The 15,265-nt window shown below is 68.1% G+C and carries 11 protein-coding genes; all 11 read right to left on the reverse strand.

All coding sequences use genetic code 11. The features are described 5' to 3' along the window. Positions 1 to 6: 6 nt before the first annotated feature. The 11 genes from AC25M7_RS16990 to AC25M7_RS17040 all read right to left on the reverse strand — a co-directional run bounded on the left by AC25M7_RS16990 (position 7) and on the right by AC25M7_RS17040 (position 15,259). Positions 7 to 423, reverse strand: coding sequence for a hypothetical protein (locus tag AC25M7_RS16990; protein WP_247283762.1), 417 nt, complete (start codon positions 421 to 423; stop codon positions 7 to 9). Continuing rightward, positions 423 to 1,325: an Ssp4 family T6SS effector gene (gene ssp4 / locus AC25M7_RS16995; protein ID WP_486971298.1), complete on the reverse strand. Its 903-nt coding sequence runs from the start codon at positions 1,323 to 1,325 to the stop codon at positions 423 to 425. The genes AC25M7_RS16990 and ssp4 overlap by 1 nt, the downstream gene beginning before the upstream one ends. Positions 1,326 to 1,399: 74 nt before the next feature. Further along, positions 1,400 to 2,326, reverse strand: coding sequence for a type VI secretion system-associated lipoprotein TagQ (gene tagQ / locus AC25M7_RS17000; protein WP_062362776.1), 927 nt, complete (start codon positions 2,324 to 2,326; stop codon positions 1,400 to 1,402). Between the two features lie 78 nt (positions 2,327 to 2,404). Next, the gene (locus AC25M7_RS17005; RefSeq protein WP_247283764.1) at positions 2,405 to 4,171 is read right to left on the reverse strand and encodes a formylglycine-generating enzyme family protein; all 1,767 of its coding nucleotides are present in this window, start codon (positions 4,169 to 4,171) and stop codon (positions 2,405 to 2,407) included. After that, positions 4,164 to 5,366, reverse strand: a complete 1,203-nt coding sequence (locus AC25M7_RS17010; RefSeq protein WP_062575499.1) for an FtsX-like permease family protein — start codon at positions 5,364 to 5,366, stop codon at positions 4,164 to 4,166. The genes AC25M7_RS17005 and AC25M7_RS17010 overlap by 8 nt, the downstream gene beginning before the upstream one ends. Next, positions 5,366 to 6,070, reverse strand: a complete 705-nt coding sequence (locus AC25M7_RS17015) for an ABC transporter ATP-binding protein (protein WP_028689162.1) — start codon at positions 6,068 to 6,070, stop codon at positions 5,366 to 5,368. Before AC25M7_RS17015 ends, AC25M7_RS17010 begins: the two co-directional genes overlap by 1 nt. After that, positions 6,070 to 9,069 carry a serine/threonine-protein kinase gene (locus AC25M7_RS17020; protein ID WP_260270597.1) on the reverse strand — a complete coding sequence of 1,000 codons (3,000 nt, stop codon included), beginning with the start codon at positions 9,067 to 9,069 and terminating at the stop codon, positions 6,070 to 6,072. The genes AC25M7_RS17015 and AC25M7_RS17020 overlap by 1 nt, the downstream gene beginning before the upstream one ends. A gap of 7 nt (positions 9,070 to 9,076) precedes the next feature. Further along, positions 9,077 to 9,796: a PP2C family protein-serine/threonine phosphatase gene (locus AC25M7_RS17025; protein ID WP_028689164.1), complete on the reverse strand. Its 720-nt coding sequence runs from the start codon at positions 9,794 to 9,796 to the stop codon at positions 9,077 to 9,079. Then, positions 9,793 to 10,449: a type VI secretion system-associated protein TagF gene (gene tagF / locus AC25M7_RS17030; protein WP_028689165.1), complete on the reverse strand. Its 657-nt coding sequence runs from the start codon at positions 10,447 to 10,449 to the stop codon at positions 9,793 to 9,795. Before tagF ends, AC25M7_RS17025 begins: the two co-directional genes overlap by 4 nt. Next, the gene (gene tssM, locus AC25M7_RS17035) at positions 10,446 to 13,952 is read right to left on the reverse strand and encodes a type VI secretion system membrane subunit TssM (protein ID WP_486971299.1); all 3,507 of its coding nucleotides are present in this window, start codon (positions 13,950 to 13,952) and stop codon (positions 10,446 to 10,448) included. Before tssM ends, tagF begins: the two co-directional genes overlap by 4 nt. Further along, entirely contained in the window at positions 13,949 to 15,259 is a 1,311-nt protein-coding gene (locus tag AC25M7_RS17040; RefSeq protein WP_486971300.1) for a DotU family type VI secretion system protein, read from the reverse strand. The genes tssM and AC25M7_RS17040 overlap by 4 nt, the downstream gene beginning before the upstream one ends. Between the last annotated feature and the right edge of the window lie 6 nt (positions 15,260 to 15,265).

Consider the following 15,265-nt stretch of genomic DNA (forward strand, 5'->3'; position numbering starts at 1 on the left):
CGTTCGCTAACGCCGCACCTTGCGCAGTTCCACCAACCGCCGGCGCATTTCCCGATGCCGCTGGCTGTTGAAAACCAGCAGCGCGAACAATGGCAGCGCCAGCAAGATTGCCAGCAACACAGCATTCACACCGCTACCGAGCAAGCTCAACGCCATCAGCAAGGCCACTGTGGGTACAGGGAGCACCACCCATGCTGCCCATGTGAAGCCGCGGACCATCGCGAAATGCCCGGAACACAGCAGCAAGACCAGCACAGCGCTGGACATCATGGTGAACAAGGGGTTATCCGGGTGATTACGCCAGTGACTGTCGATCCACAGCGTTGCTGACAACGCCGCCGACAGGAGGCAAATGAAAAACCCCAGCAAGAACGTCGGGAAGTAACGGCGCATGAAAGTCTGGAATTGCGCAGGCTTCATCATCACTCGATCTCTTCGTATAGCCCTACGGCGATGCTCTGCACCGTTGCACTCCCGGCCAACCCGAAGGTGGCACCGAGCGAGTCGCGCATCAGGGTCTGCGTGGCGTGGCTGATCTCGGTCGGGGTGTAGCGCTTGGTCATGGTCCCTGCCGCCTGCTGCAACTTGATCTGCTTGGCCGTCAGACTCGGGTGCTTGATCGACAGCAGCTCGTCGGTCAGCGCCTTGCGCTGCTGGCGGCTGAGGCTCTTGGACAACTCCAGCCAGCTCCGCCCCGTGGCGGCCTTGTGTACTTGCAGGTACTTCAACGTACTCAGGCCCGACGCGCCGACCCCCAGCAACGAGACGCCATCGAGCACCATCGAGGCGGCCTGGTACCACTGGTTCTCATCGAGGGCATCGTTGGCCGCTGGGTTGGTCACTTCACGCACCGTGCGCATTACACCAATGCCGCACTGGATGCTGCTGGCGGTGGCGGCGGCGCCACCTATATAGGTCAGTACCAGGCTGGCACCGCCGGAAAAAGGTGCGGCAATGGTGCCACTGAACACCACGAACCAGCCGATCACAGCGCCCGCGCAGGAAAGGGTCGTGTTGACCGCCTCCTTGACCACCCGCGACTCGCGCGGATTGTGCTGCAGCTGCTGGGTGTACTGGTCAGGTGTCTGGTACTTCTTGATCTCGCGCAGGATCACGCGCTTGGGGCGGATGCTGCAGATCGGCTGAAACTCACGCAGGGTGACAATGTTGTATTCGGCGTCGATGTACACCACACCGGCACCGACGATACGCGGGTCGGCGTCGATGGCGGCGAACATCTGCGGCAGGTTGATCCGCGCCTGGATGCGCTGGCGTGCCAGGAACTGGGAGTTGTTGGCCAGGGAGTTGACCAGAAGATCTGTCACGGGGTGGTTTCCTTACACAGATAGCAGCACACCCGTGGGAACAGGTTCACCCGATCCCACAGGCGCTCAAGGCATCACACGTTCGGGCACGGCACCGGAGCCCAGTCACCCATGTCCGGGTTGCGGCACATGGCGTTGACCTGGTCGGTACCCGCCTTGGCCACTTGCTGGGCCTCGGCTTTCTTGCCGTTGGCGTTCTGCAGGGTCTTCTCGGTGGCCACCGCTTCCTGTGGCACCTTGGTGTTGGTCTTGGCCGGCTGGACCTTCTTCACGTTCTTCTTCTTGCCGGTGGTCGCCACTTTCGGCGGCTCGGCCACGGCGACCACGTCGGTGCGCGCGACGCCGACCTGCTTGAGGTCCTGCTCGTAGGCCTGGGTGTAGTTGTTCAGGTTCTCACCCAGGCGGCCGTTGACGGTGGTCAGCAGGTTGTTCGACTCCTGCAGGCCGGCAACGATCTCGGCCAGGCGCTTGCGACCCTCGGTGTCGTTGATGCGGCCGGCCTTGCGGTTCTGGATCAGGCTGGCGAACTCGCGCTGGTAGCAGGACTGCGACGACTTGGCGTAGGCGGTGGTGCGGTCCAGGTCGGCGGCGCTCTTGTCGATATCGGTGGCGTACGAGGCGATACGCTGCTTGTCGTCGCTGATCTGCTTCTGACGCTCGGTGTAGTAGCCGGCCGCGCCGCCGACCAGGGCGCCACCGGCGGCACCGATGGCGGCATTGCGGCCACGGTTTTCCTTGTCGACCAGGGCGCCGGTCAGGGCGCCGCCGACCGCGCCGAGCAGCGCGCCGGTGGCGACCGAGCGGGTCATGTCACCGTCGGTGGAGCGCAGGTGCTGCACCGGCTCGTAGCAGTTGGGGTAGTACTCGACCTTGGTCGTGGCGCCGACCTTGGACACGGGCGAGCTGGCGCAACCGCTCAACAGCACGGTGCTGAAACCGGCTGCCAGCAGCAGCGCGGTACGGGCCTGGGATGCAGTGATCAGGGGTTTGCGGGTGAACATGGTCTGGTTTCTCTTCTGGGGTTTCTCGGTATCCGGAGGCTTCGTGCCACCCGGGAGTCCTTTCTGTCGAAGCTGTCCTTAGGGTCGCGGGGCGGCCGATGCCAGCAGCTCCTTGAGGATCGTCGCCGGATCGGCCCGCCGGTTCTGGCGGTACTCCCCGACGTGGCGGACGAACAGGGTGGCGCGGGTCACCAGGCTGTTGCCCAGGACCGGCTTACGATTGAGCTCTTCCTTGACCCGCTGGAACTGCGCCTGGATCACCGCGTCGGTGTAGCGCGTGCCACTGGCCAGGTTGTCGATGTAGATCGCCACGGCGCCGTCGAGGGCGGCGCGGCCATTGGCGATGGCGGCGCCGTACATGCGCGCGCTGGTCTGGTCGCCCGAGGCCTCGGCCTTGGCCTGGGTGGCCTGCAGGTTGGTCAGGCGGATGTTGTAGTTGTTGACAGTCTCGGCCACCAGGGCGGCGGACTGGATCAGGTTGCCGGCGGCCTCTTCACGCTGGCGGGCGATCAACGAGACGTTGCGCTTGAGCTCTTCGTTGACCAGGCCGAGCTCGGCTTGCTGGCGCGGGTCGGTGGCGGCGGCGATGATGCTGTCCAGGCGCTTGGTCGGGTCCTGGGCGGCGTCGATGTCGTCGGTCAGGCCGGCCAGCCGGCCTTCCTTCTGCCACTGCTCGAACAGTTCCTGGTAGCGTGAGCGCGGGGCCGACAGGGCACCGATGGCTACGCGAAAACCGGTGGTCTCGTTGCGCTGCTCGGTGCCGTCGGCGCCGAACAGCGGATACTCGCGGCGCATGCCGGTGAAGAGGGTGCCCTCGCCCTCGAGGTAGTTGCCGCCCTTGACCACGAAGCCACCATAGGCGCCCTGCAGGCGCCCGGCGTTGACCAGCTGGAACGACTCCTGGACCATCTCGGCGGCGTTGCCGATCACGTCGAACAAGCCCAGCGGGTTGGGCTGCTTGGTACCGATCGGCATCAGCCGCGCCGCCTGCCCGGTGCCGCCGGCGACCTGGTTGAACACCGCGAAGTCGGCCAGCGGTCCTTCACTGTCGGCGCCTTCGACCTTGCGCGGGAACAACCGTCCTTCCAGTTCCTGGCGGCTGACCGCCGAACCACCACGGGCGGCGAACTCCCACTCGACTTCGGTGGGCAGGCGCACGAAACCGGTGCCACCGTCCTCGGCCTTGCTGCCACGGCCACTGACCGGCAGCAGGTCGCGATGGTGCTTCATCAGCCAAGCACTGTAGACGGCGGCGAAACGTTCGGCCTCGAAGCGCGACAGCTTGACCTTGGGCAGGCGCCCCGCCGCGTCGTTGTTCGCCTCGCAGGCCGGCGCCGCGTCGCCGCCGGCCAGCGACGGCGCCTGGGCCATCACCTGGGCGTACTGGCGGGCGGTCACTTCGTACTTGCCGATGAAGTACATCATCGGCGTGAGCGGGCTGCCTTTCTCGACCTTTGGCAGGCTCGGGCCGACCGCCTTCTGCCACTGCGGCGCCAAGTCCTGCAGGCTGAACTGGCCGTTGATGAAGTCGCGTCGGTAACCGGAGATGAACGACTGTTTGTAGCCGGCCTCGCCTTCGCTGAACGGGTAGCCGAGGTTGACCTCGCGGTCGTCGAGGCTGCCCTGGGCCAGCACATAGACGCTGCGCAGCACCAGTTCGCCGCCACAGGGCAGCGGCAGGCTGACATCGCCCGGCAACGGCTTGGGGTTGTCGAACTTGCTGTCGGCTGCGGCCTGCGACTGCACGGCCGGCTTGGCCTTGTCGTCGCCATCGGCCGGGGAGCAGGCACCCAGGCTCAGCGCGGTGAGGATCAGGGTGGCAGCCCCGAGACGGCGATCAGACATCACGTATTCCTTGGCAAGCCTCGATGCGCGCTACCCGCCAGCCGCCCAGGGCGGCGGCGGCAGTGCTGGCCAGCAGCACGGCACACAACGCAACGAGGTAGTGCATGGGCAGCAGGTGGCTGGCGAACTCGCCGGGCACCTGCATGAAAAGCCGGTTCAGGCCGTGTTCGGCCAGCAGGTACAACAGTCCCGCCACGGCGGCGGCCAGAAGGCCGCTGTAGAGCGCCTGGAGCACCACGAACAACAGCAGCGCGGCGGTGCCGAAGCCCAGCAGGCGCAGCACCGCCAGCTCGCGCTGCTTGCGCTCCACCGCCGCCACCGCGCCCGCGGCGATGGCCGCCACGGCGCCGGCCACGGCCAGGCTGGCGATGATCCAGAACACCAGGTCGAGGTTGCGGCTGAGCGATTGCACCTGGGCGATCTGTGCGGCCTGGGTCGAGACCAGCAGCTTGCGCTCGGCGAAGAACTGGCGCAGTGGCTCGACATCGGCCAGCTCGCGGGCATACAGGCGAAACGCCGGGTATACCCGCTGCGCCAGGGGGCCTTGCGCCTCGCCTTGCCACTCCAGTGCCGGCACCGCGCGGCCATCGCGGTAGTCCTCGACGGCTTCGAGCAACTGCAAAGACGCGAAAAGACCATCGCGCTCGAACGCGGCCAGGGGCAACACGCTGATGACCTGAAGGCGCGTCTGCCGCCATTGCATCTGCCCGGCCTGCTGGCGGCTGAAGCTGGCCTGCAGCTCGTCCCCGGCCCTGGCACCGAGCTTTTCCGCGGCGGTAAAGCTCAGCACCACCTGTTGCAGCCCCGATGGGGGAGCGACCTGGGCCAGCAAGGGATCGCCCTCGGCGGTAGGCAGCATTTCAACCGTCAGGCCACGCCCGTGGGCGGGCAACAGCAGTTCGGCGGTGGCGGCGATCTGGCGGGTGCGCGGGATGGCGAAGGCCACTCCCGGACGCTGTGCCAGTTCGTCGAGGAACTCGGCGCGAAAGCGCCCGCCGCCCAAGGGAATGATCTCGCGCACGCCCGGGTCGCGCTGCAGGCGCTCGGTGAGGCTGCCGACCAGGCCGAACTTCAGGCCGAACAGCACCAGCAACGGCGCGATGACCGCCACCAGCGCCAACACGCCACACGCCGACAGCCGCGCATCGTTGCGGTAGTCCTGCCAGGCCAGCCCGGCGATCAGCAGCGGGCGCATCAGGCGGCCCGCTCCAGCGTTGCCGTGACGCCGCCGTCGGCCTCGCGCCGGCAAGCCATGCGCAGCACCGTCAGCCCGGCCTGGCGGGCCAGGGCCTCGTCGTGAGTGGCGACAACGCAGGTCACCTGGCGCGCCTCGGCCTCGCGCAGCAACAGTTGCATCACCCGCTCGGCGTTGACCGGGTCCAGCGCGGCGGTCGGTTCATCGGCCAGCAGCAGCGTCGGGGCATGGGCCAGGGCGCGGGCGCAGCTGACCCGCTGACGCTGGCCGAGGGACAGGGCGGCAGGTTTCTTGCCCAGCTGGTCGTGCACATCCAGCGCTTCGGCCAGACGCTCGACGCTGCCGTCATCCCCAAGCCCCAGCAACTGGCGTGGCAGGCGGATGTTGCCGCGCACATCGAGAAAACCCAGCAGCCCACCCGCCTGCAGCACGTAGCCAAGGTGACGGCTGCGCCAGCTGGCCAGGCGGTCGAGCTGACGGCCGCGCCACAGCCCGGCGACATCCTCGCCACCGAGGACGAAGCCCTGCGCCGCATCCGGCGCCAGCACCAGCGCCAGCAGGTCGAGCAAGGTGCTCTTGCCGCAACCGCTGGGGCCGACCAGCGCCACCCGCTCGCCGACGGCCAGGTGCAGCCGGTCGACTTGCAGGCTGTAGCGCTGGGCATCTTGTCCGCGCGTCTTGCGCACCCCGTCCAGGCGGATCATCACGGCAGCGTCGACAGCGGGACACGGTACAGGGCGTCACCCGGCTCGGCGTTGCCGAAGCGCACCCAGTTGGCCATGTCGTTGTGGAAGGTCTCGTAAAGGCGGATCTTCGAGTCCAGCTCGTCGATGAAGTCCTCCTGCTCGGCCACCGACAGCGACAGCCACAAGTCCTGGGTCATGCTCAGGGATTTGCTGCGGTACGGCAGGCCATCGAGGTACTCGCCGAGCACCCCGCCCTGGGCCAGGTTGGCGCCCTTGCGCAGGGCGCCAGGGTCGCGGCTCATATAGGCGCTGGCGCTGGCGATCTCGTTGAAGAAGTCGCCCGGCGAGCTGCGGGTCTTGCGCGCGGCATCGACGATCAGCTTGAGCGACTGCTGCAAGTCGTTGAGTTGCAGCTTGGTGAGCATCACGCACACCTGCAGGGTGGGCAGCGTCGGGTTGGTCAGGTCGCGGTCGGCGGTCCAGGCACTGACCAGCTGCGGCGCCTGGCTCGCGCCATGGCGGCCGAGGAAGTCCATGTGCATGGCATAGCCGATGGCCTGGGACTTGGCGGCCAGCCCCGAGGCCGAGGTCAGCAGCGGCACCGGCTGTGGTTGCTGGTTGCGCACTTGGTGCACCAGCTCGGCGAAGGTCGAGCCGATCTCGCGCACGCGCTCGCCGAACACGCCGACCTCGCCCCCCGGCACGCCGACGTAGAGGTCGCCAATCTGCGGGTTGCTGTCGGCGGTGAGCACGCGGTACTGGCTTTCGGCCGCGCCGTGGTTCTTTACCCCGGCCGGGGTACGCAGGTGCAGGGCGTAGATCTTGATCTGCTTGCTCAGCGCGGCCTGGCGCACCTCGGCCTCGTTCATCTGGGTGCTGCTGAACGGGTCGCTCTTGCGCAGTGCGCCGGCATCGCTGACCAGCAGGATGAGGCGCCCGCCGTAGCCGGACCAGTCCATGCCCTCGACGGCCTGCATCACCCCGGCGAAGGCATCTTCGTTGAACGAATGGCTGGAAACGCTGGTGGCCTTGACCTGCGAGGCGGCCTTGAGGAAGCGCGCCGGATCCCGGCCCTCTTCCAGGCTGACCAGCGTCTTGCTCAGGTACTCGAGGCCCGGGGTGCGCTTGATGTTGTTGCGGAAACCCACCAGGCCGAAGCTGACGCTGTCCAGCTCGCCACGGGCCGCCAGTTGCTGCTGCAGCTCGCTGACCACCTGGCGTACGCGGTCGATATAGGGCTGCATGGACACCGAGGTGTCCACCACCAGGACGATGCCGGTACGGAAGCTGTTGTCACCGACCGCCGCCACGCCGGCCGCCTTGGGCGCGCTGTCGCGGGCACTGGCGCCGGGGTCGATGGAGGCGATGTTGAGCAACTGCACCGGCTGGCCGCCGGCGTCGAAGCTTTCGCGGTAGTCGAAGATCGGCATCAGGTAGAACTGGTTCTGCGGCACGGCGCTGGCCGCCGGCTCCAGGGCCATCACCTGCGGCACCTGGTCGGGGTGGTTCTGCGCCTTGAGCAGGCTGTCGCGGGCCTGGGCTGTGTCGTCGAGCAGGTGCTGCACATCGTCCACCTGACGCATGAACATCACCGGCGAACGGCCCGAGCGCTCGGTGAACTTGAGCACCAGGCTCTGTTTCCAGTCGCTGGTCTGCGCGGCCGGCAGCCAGCCATCGCGCTGGCCGTCGCTGGCGGCGCCGACCTGGACCCAGGCCTGGCCGCCGACATCCTTGCGCTGGTAGACGTAGAGTACGGAGAAGGCCGGCAGTTTCTCGCCCGAGGCATCGCCGGGCTGGGCCACCAGCTGGGCATCGGGCTTGGTCAGCACACGCTGGAACAGGGTCTTCTTGCCGGGCATCAGCAATGGGCGGCCATCGTCCGAGGCGGCGACAGGCGTGATCTTGGGTTCGGCGGGAGCCACGCTGTCGGCGGGCGTCTGCGCCACCGGTGTTTCTGGCGCGGGCGCGTCACTGCCGCCGAGCAGCCAGAAGAACGCACCACCCAATCCCAGCGCCGCCGCGATCGCCACCGCCAGCACGGCCTTGGCCGGTTTGTTCGATCCGGACTTCACGGCGGGAGCAGGCTTGGGTTCGGGCTGCCGTACAGGCTCGGCCACAGGAAGGGCTTGCGGAATGTCGATGGACACCGGTTGCGGGGTGGTGGCCGGCGGCGGGATCGGCAGCGGGCGCACCAATGTGCTGTCGTTGTCCTCGACCGGCGCCTGGACCGTCAGGCGGTCCAGCGCGGCCAGCAACGCCGTCGCATCGGCGAAACGCTCATTGGGGTCCTTGGCCAGCAGGCCACGCAGGATGTCCTGGTAGCGGCCGTGCTCGATGGGCAACTCCGGCAGCGGCTCGGTCAGGTGCGCCAACGCCGTGGACAGCGCGTCGGTGCCGCTATAAGGCAGCTTGCCGACCAGGATCTCGTAGAGCACCACGCCCAGCGCATACAGGTCGGCGCGGCCGTCGATCTCCATGCCGCGCGCCTGCTCCGGGCTCATGTAGCTCGGCGTGCCGACGGCGAAGCCAGCCTGGGTGAACTGGGTGCGGTCATCCAGCGACTTGGCGATGCCGAAGTCCGACAGCACCGCGGTGCCGTCGGCGCGGAACAGGATGTTGGCCGGCTTGACGTCGCGGTGCACCAGGCCCTCGGCATGGGCATAACCCAGCGCCTGGGCGATCTGGCGCACGTAGGCGAGGCCCTGCCCGGGCGTCAGCCCATCGGCGATGCGCTCCTTGAGCGTGCCGCTGGGCAGGTACTCCATGGCCATGTAGTACAGCTCGCCGACATTGCCGATGTCGTGGATGGTGGCGATGTTCGGGTGCGCCAGCCGCGCCAGGGTGCGCCCTTCACGCAGGAAGCGCTCGCAGAAGGTCGGGTCGGCGGCCAGGCTCGCCGCCATGATCTTCAGCGCCACCTTGCGCTGCAGGGAACGCTGGGTGGCGAGGTACACGCTGGCCATGGCGCCTTGGCCAAGCTCGCGCTCGATATCGAATCCGGGGATCTGCATGTCCATGATGTCTTCAGTTCACCTTGACGACCACTGCGGTGATGTTGTCCGGCGCGCCCCGGGTCAGCCCCAGGTGCACCAGGCTGCGGACCACCTCGTAGGGGTCGGCGTGGCCGAGCACCTCGGCGATCTCGTGGTCCTCGGCGGTCTTGTTCAGGCCATCGCTGCACAGCAGGTAGGTGTCGCCAGGCCGCACCTGCAGGGCCACGGCCTGCAGGTCGAGGTCATCCTCGACGCCGATGGCGCGGGTGACGATGTTGCCGCGCGGATGCACCCGCGCCTCGGCCTCGCTGAGCAGGCCGCTGTCCTGCAGCTCCTGGACGTAGCTGTGGTCGTGGCTGAGGCGCTCGATGCGGCCATCGCGCAAGCGGTACAGACGACTGTCGCCGGCCCACAGGCCGATAGCCTGGTCGCCACGCGCCGCCAGCACCACCACGGTGCTGCCCATCATCGCCACGCCACGGCGCACGGTTTCCTCGCGCACCATGCCGTTGACCCAGGCCAGGCCGTCGCGCACCTCGCCGCTGAAGTCGTCGAGCGAGTCGAGCCTCGGCAGGCTGCGCAGGCTGTCCATGGCCAGGCTGCTGACATAGTCGCCCGCCGCATGGCCGCCCATGCCGTCGGCCACTGCCCACAGGCCTGCCCAGGTCAACTCCAGGCAGGCATCCTCGTTGATCTTGCGCACCATGCCGACATGGCTGTAGCTGGCCGCGGTGTACTGCAGGTCGGTCATTCGCTGCGCGCCTCGCTACCCAAGAGAAACCCGGCGAAGTCCTCGCTGCGCGGCAGGCCCGCGCAGCGCATCAGACCCGGGGCGATACGTTCGGAACCCCGGCCCCACCACAGGCTCATGCCCTCGCAGGCGCATTCGGCCAAGGCCAGTGCGCGCCCCTGCGGCGTGGTCGCATCCAAGCGCTGCAACCCACCGACAGTCACTTGAGGTCCCTGTAGGAGCGGCCTTGCGTCGCGAAAAGGCTGCAAAACAGCCTCGAACTCTTCAAAGGCAGCACTCGGCTCAAGCGTCGCCAGCAATGCCTCCTCGACCGCCTCGAACCACTCCTCGGCCCCGGCCACCACAGGCGCCAACGGCTGACCCGGCTCCAGCACCTGGGCCACGGTCAGCGGGAAATACCGCCCGACCCGGTCGATGCTCGGCATCAGCACGCCGATGACCGCCTCGGGCCCGCACAATCCCGGCGCCAAGGCGAAACGCCACAACGGGCTGACCAGGTAGGCCTCGAGCCATCGCTCGGCCAGCGCCTGCTGGCTGGCCTGCATCCCCGCCGCCAGCCACTGGTCCCAGGGCTGGATGAAGCTGTTTGGAAGGCCGCGGCTGACGAAGTCGCCTCGGCTGGCCAGTTTTCCGTAGAAACCCACGTCGTTCACAGGTGCTCCGGCAGGCTGAAACCGCTGAGCACTCGGCTGCGGAACGGGTTGAAAGCGCTGCTGGCACGCAGCTCGTAGGACACGCTGGCGCCATCGACGCGCAGGCGCAGGTTGAAGCGTTCCGGCGAGCTGCCGGCCACCAGGTCGGACTGGTCGAGCAGGCGGAACCAGGCCCAGGGGCCTTCCACGGTCAGGCCGGAACGGCCGGTGGCCGAGGGCGGCGAGATCGACAGGCGCACCACGCCGATGCTGTTGGGGTTCGGCCACTGCAACGCCACCGGCCGGCTCGGACCGTGGTCGTAGCTGACCTGCTGGCCATCGAGGTCGAGCAGGAACTGGGTGATGGTCGCGTCCATCGCCACCGGCTTGAGTTCGAAGCGCACGCCCGGCTGCACGCCGTTGCTGTTGCGGAAGAACGCATCACGAATGCTCGCCGCGCGCTGGAAGGTGTACAGCACATTGCTGTTGATCCCCAGCTTCTGCGCCGCGCCCGGCTGCCAGCTCCACGGCGTGCTCGAGGTGTTGACGTAGGGTTGCAGGTACTTGCGGAAGTAGTTGTCCATCACCCCGCCGACGCCGAAGAACAGGCCGAAGTCCTCCAGGGTGGCGTCCCGCGTGCTGCCGGCCACCAGCGGGTAGCGGCCGCTGAGGGACTGGCGGTAGACGTTCACCACCTCGCTGGTCCAGGCGGCATTGAGCTGGTTGCGCACGCCGCCCATGACGATGTTGTGGGTCGACCCAAGCACCGACCCCACCAGGTTCTGCACCACCTTGGGCTGGCGCGCCGCCCCCAGGGCGACACGCTGCGCGGCGGCCTGGGCCTGGTTCTTGGCCTCGCCCAACAGCGCGTCGCCGCTGGCGCCGACCATGGCGCTGACCTGCACGTACAGGGCATTGAGGTCGGTGAGCAGGCCATCGATGGCCGCAGGTTGTCCTTCGCCGGTTTCCACCAGCGCGGCCAGCTCGGCGAAGTGCGCGGTCACCGGGTCCACCTCACGGGCAGCCGGATTGTCGCTGGGCAGCGGCGCATCACCGAGCAGGCCGCCGAGGCGCTGGCGCAACTGGTCGACACCGGCCTGCTCGGCCTTGGCCTGGACCTTCTCGAGGGTGCTCGGCTGCGCCAGGTTGGTCTCCTTGGCGACCGCCTGCAGCAGTTTCTTCATCGGCGAGGTCGGCCCGGACAGCACCCGCAGCACATCGGCGGCCTGGCCGACGCTGGTGATCGGCACGAAGTCCAGGTCGGTCAGCAGCGCATCCCAATGGCGGATGTAGTCCTGGTAGTACAGTTGCAGCACATCGTCGGCCAGGCGCTTAGCATCGCCCGATTCGCTGGCCTCGCGGCCCAGCACCCAGCGCTCCTCGGCCAAGGTCTCGCTGTGGGCCAGGCTGGCGGCGAGGAATGCCTTGCGGTAGCCCTCGACGGTGAAGATGCCCGGCAGCGGCTCGCTCAGCGGCTTGCCATTCTTGAAGCGGAACACCAGCGCGGCATCGCGGCCGGCGGCGTCGCTGACCCGGAAGTCGCCGACCCCGGTCGGCAGTTTCTGGCGTTTGACCCGGTCGTAGACGCGCTGGGCCACCGGCAGCTGTTGCAGCTGGCGACGGGTGTCGTCGATCAGGCGCTGGTCGAGACGGGCATTGGGCGGGCGCTTGTCGAACAGCGCCGCCAGGTGCTGCTCCAGGGCCTGGCGCAGGTCCGGCGCCAGGTCGCGGGGCAGGCTGCGTTCCCAGTCGAGGGTGACCCAGGCCTTGATGAACTCGGCGTCGTAGTGTTCGCCGTCGGCCAGCATCAGGTAGGCCTTGAGCCCCTCGTAGAGGTAGTCGGACGGGCCGCCGGCATACAGCTGCTCTTCGATGCGGGTGACCAGGCGCGGGGCGAAGATAGCGATCAGCAGCTTGCGGTAGACGCTGTTCGACTCACCTTCGAGCATGTCGCCCTGGTACAGACCGAAGCCTTCGGCCCAGCCGGGCGGATCCTCGGCCAGGCGGCGCACGCCGTTGAGCAACGGCAGGACGTCGACCACGTTGCGCTGGGCCGGGCTCAGTTCCTGCACGCTCTTGCCCAGTGGCTTGAGGCGGCCGTCGACCTCGGCGATGTATTGCTGGTTGGCGCGGTAGCTCAGGGTCCACAAGGTGCCGACCACCAACACCAGGGCCACGCTCAGGGCCAGGGCACCGCGGGCGATCCACTTGCGCCGCTGCTCGACCTTGGGGTTGCTGCCAACCAGGCCGCGTTCCGCGAAGGCCACGGCGCTGAACAGCTTCTCGATAAAGTAGCTGCGCCCGGTGCCGTTCTGCCGCGCCAGGTGGGCACGGTCCAGGCCCATGCTCTGGGCCATGCTGCCGATCAGACGGTCGATGGGGCTGCCTTCCTGGGTGCCGCTGGTGAAGTACACGCCGCGCAGCAGCGCGCGTGCTTCGAAGGCGTTGGGCTTGAAGATGCCGTCGAGGAAGGTCTTGAGATTGCCGCGCAAGGCAGCGAACTGCTGGACGAAGCCGTAGACCAGATCGCGCCGCGCCGGGTCGCGTTCCTGTTGCAGGCGCTCCACCAGACGCTCGTTGAGACGCTGCTCGAGCAGGGCGAACTCGCTGCCGAACTGGGCCAGCGGGCCATCGCCGTGCTGGCCGTCATCCAGGGGGAAGGTCATGCCCCACACCTGGGCGCGCTCTTCCTTGCTCAGGTTGTCGAAGAACTCCATGAAGCCCGGCACCAGATCGAGCTTGGTCAGCATCAGGTAGATCGGGAAACGCACGCCCAGCTGGCTGTACAACTCCTGGATGCGGGTGCGGATCGCCGCCGCGTGGGCGGCGCGCTCGGCGTCGCTGCCCAGCAGCAGGTCGGACAGGCTGATGGCGATGAAGGCGCCATCGATGGGCCGGCGTGAACGCTGGCTCTTGAGCAGGTCGAGGAAGCCCAGCCAGGCCGCCTTGTCCACCTGGGCATGGCTGTCCTGGGTGGTGTAGCGGCCGGCGGTGTCCAGCAGCACGGCCTGGTCGGTGAACCACCAGTCGCAGTTGCGCGTGCCGCCCACGCCACGGATGGCGCCCTCGCCCAGCTGCGCCGCCAGCGGGAAGTGCAGGCCGGAGTTGACCAGCGCGGTGGTCTTGCCCGAGCCGGGTGGGCCGATGATCACGTACCACGGCAATTCGTACAGGTTGCGTCGCTCGTCACCGCCCAGGCGCGCCTTCTTCAGCAGCGTCAGGGCCTCGTCCATGCGCTGGCGCAGGGTCGCCAGCTCTTCGGCGGTGGCAACGCCGGCAGGGTCCGGCGCGGTCTCGGCAGCCAGGCTCTGCATCACCTTGGCCGCCTGGCGCCGGGCCTGGACGATGCGCCACACGCGGTAGGCGATCCACACCGCGAACAGCAGGACGATCAGCACCAGGCGCGGCGCGGCCGGCACCAGCGCATCGAGCAGCGGACCGAGGAACCAGATGATCAGGCTGAGGGCGAGCAGGCCCAGCACCGGGACCACCCAGCGAATGACAAAACTGAAAAACGCCTTCACTCGACGCCCTCCGCCAGAACGGTGATTTCAACCCGGCGATTCTTCGCCCGGCCCTGCGCGCTGTCGTTCGACGCCAGCGGCTCGGTGTCGCTCAGGCCCTGGGCACTGAAACGCCCAGGCTGGCCGGTGCGGGCGGCGAGCAGGTTCTTCACCTCCTCGGCACGGGCCTGGGACAACGCCCAGTTGGACGGGAAACGCAGCGTGGCGATGCGCTGGTTGTCGCTGTGGCCAGTGACTTTGACGTTGCCCTTGACCTTGGCGACGGCGTCGGCAATGCGCAGCATCAACGGCTCGAAGTCACCCTTGATGCTGGCGCTGGCCGAGGCGAACAGCTCGTCGCCGCGGATGGTCACCACCGAGCGGTCCACCGCGTCCTCCACGGCGACCCGCCCGGCCTTGATGTCCTCGGCCAGGAAACCGGCCAGGCGCGGTCGCTCGACAGGTTTGGGCTGCATCACCGGACGGTCCATGGCCTGCACCGGGATCTCGCCCAGGGCATGGATGCCACGGAACACCGGCTCGGCGTCGGCGGCCAGTTTCAGGCGCAGGCCGAACAGCACCAGCAACAGCAACGCCAGGGCCAGGGCCAGGCCGACCCAGGGCGGCACGAACTGCGCCAGGCGATCACGGGTCACGGTAACGCCGCGCCAGTGCGGCGACAGCTCGCGCTCGATATCGCCACGGGCGCTGCGGATGGTCGCGGCGGTGCGCTCGCGCAGGGCCTCGAGCTGAGCTCGGCCACCGTTCATCACCCGGTAGCGGCCTTCGAAACCAAGGCTGGTGCACAGGTACAACAGCTCCAGCAGGTGCAAGCGCTCACGCGGACTCTGCAGGCAGTGCTCCATCAGTTGGAACACCTTCTCGCCGCCCCAGGCCTCGTTGTGCACGGTGATCAGCAGGCTCTGCTTGCCCCAGTCGCTGGCGCTGCCCCACGGCGTGCTGAGCACGGCCTCGTCGAGCGCGGTGCACAGGGCGTAGCGCGCCAGCAGCACCTCGTTGCGCGCGACCCCGGCGGCCTCGGCGCGCTCCTCGAACTGACGCAGGTAGGCCAGCAGCTGCGCTCGCAGGCTGGCAGGTGCCGGGTGGGCGATGGTGTTGCGCAAGCGGGTGAGCAACGCCAGCAGCGGGCCGGCCGCCTGCTCCAGCGGGTTCATGCCCACCGCCTGGCCCGGCGCCAGTGGTTCGGCCGGCACGTTCAGTGGCGGCGCTGGCGGCGCCGATGCTGGCGTTGCCGGCTGCGGGCCACGGCCACCGGGGCGCGGCATGAACTGAGTGCGGTCATTGGCCAACGGATCGTCCGATTGCATCGCGGC

It is taken from the genome of Pseudomonas sp. P106(2024), assembly GCF_057480815.1.

Bases quoted from the DNA above. Each gene is read 5' to 3' on its own strand.
- AC25M7_RS16990 (WP_247283762.1), bottom strand. From the start codon at position 423: ATGATGAAGCCTGCGCAATTCCAGACTTTCATGCGCCGTTACTTCCCG.
- tagQ (WP_062362776.1), bottom strand. From the start codon at position 2,326: ATGTTCACCCGCAAACCCCTGATCACTGCATCCCAGGCCCGTACCGCG.
- AC25M7_RS17005 (WP_247283764.1), bottom strand. From the start codon at position 4,171: ATGTCTGATCGCCGTCTCGGGGCTGCCACCCTGATCCTCACCGCGCTG.
- AC25M7_RS17010 (WP_062575499.1), bottom strand. From the start codon at position 5,366: ATGCGCCCGCTGCTGATCGCCGGGCTGGCCTGGCAGGACTACCGCAAC.
- AC25M7_RS17015 (WP_028689162.1), bottom strand. From the start codon at position 6,070: ATGATCCGCCTGGACGGGGTGCGCAAGACGCGCGGACAAGATGCCCAG.
- AC25M7_RS17020 (WP_260270597.1), bottom strand. From the start codon at position 9,069: ATGGACATGCAGATCCCCGGATTCGATATCGAGCGCGAGCTTGGCCAA.
- AC25M7_RS17025 (WP_028689164.1), bottom strand. From the start codon at position 9,796: ATGACCGACCTGCAGTACACCGCGGCCAGCTACAGCCATGTCGGCATG.
- AC25M7_RS17040 (WP_486971300.1), bottom strand. From the start codon at position 15,259: ATGCAATCGGACGATCCGTTGGCCAATGACCGCACTCAGTTCATGCCG.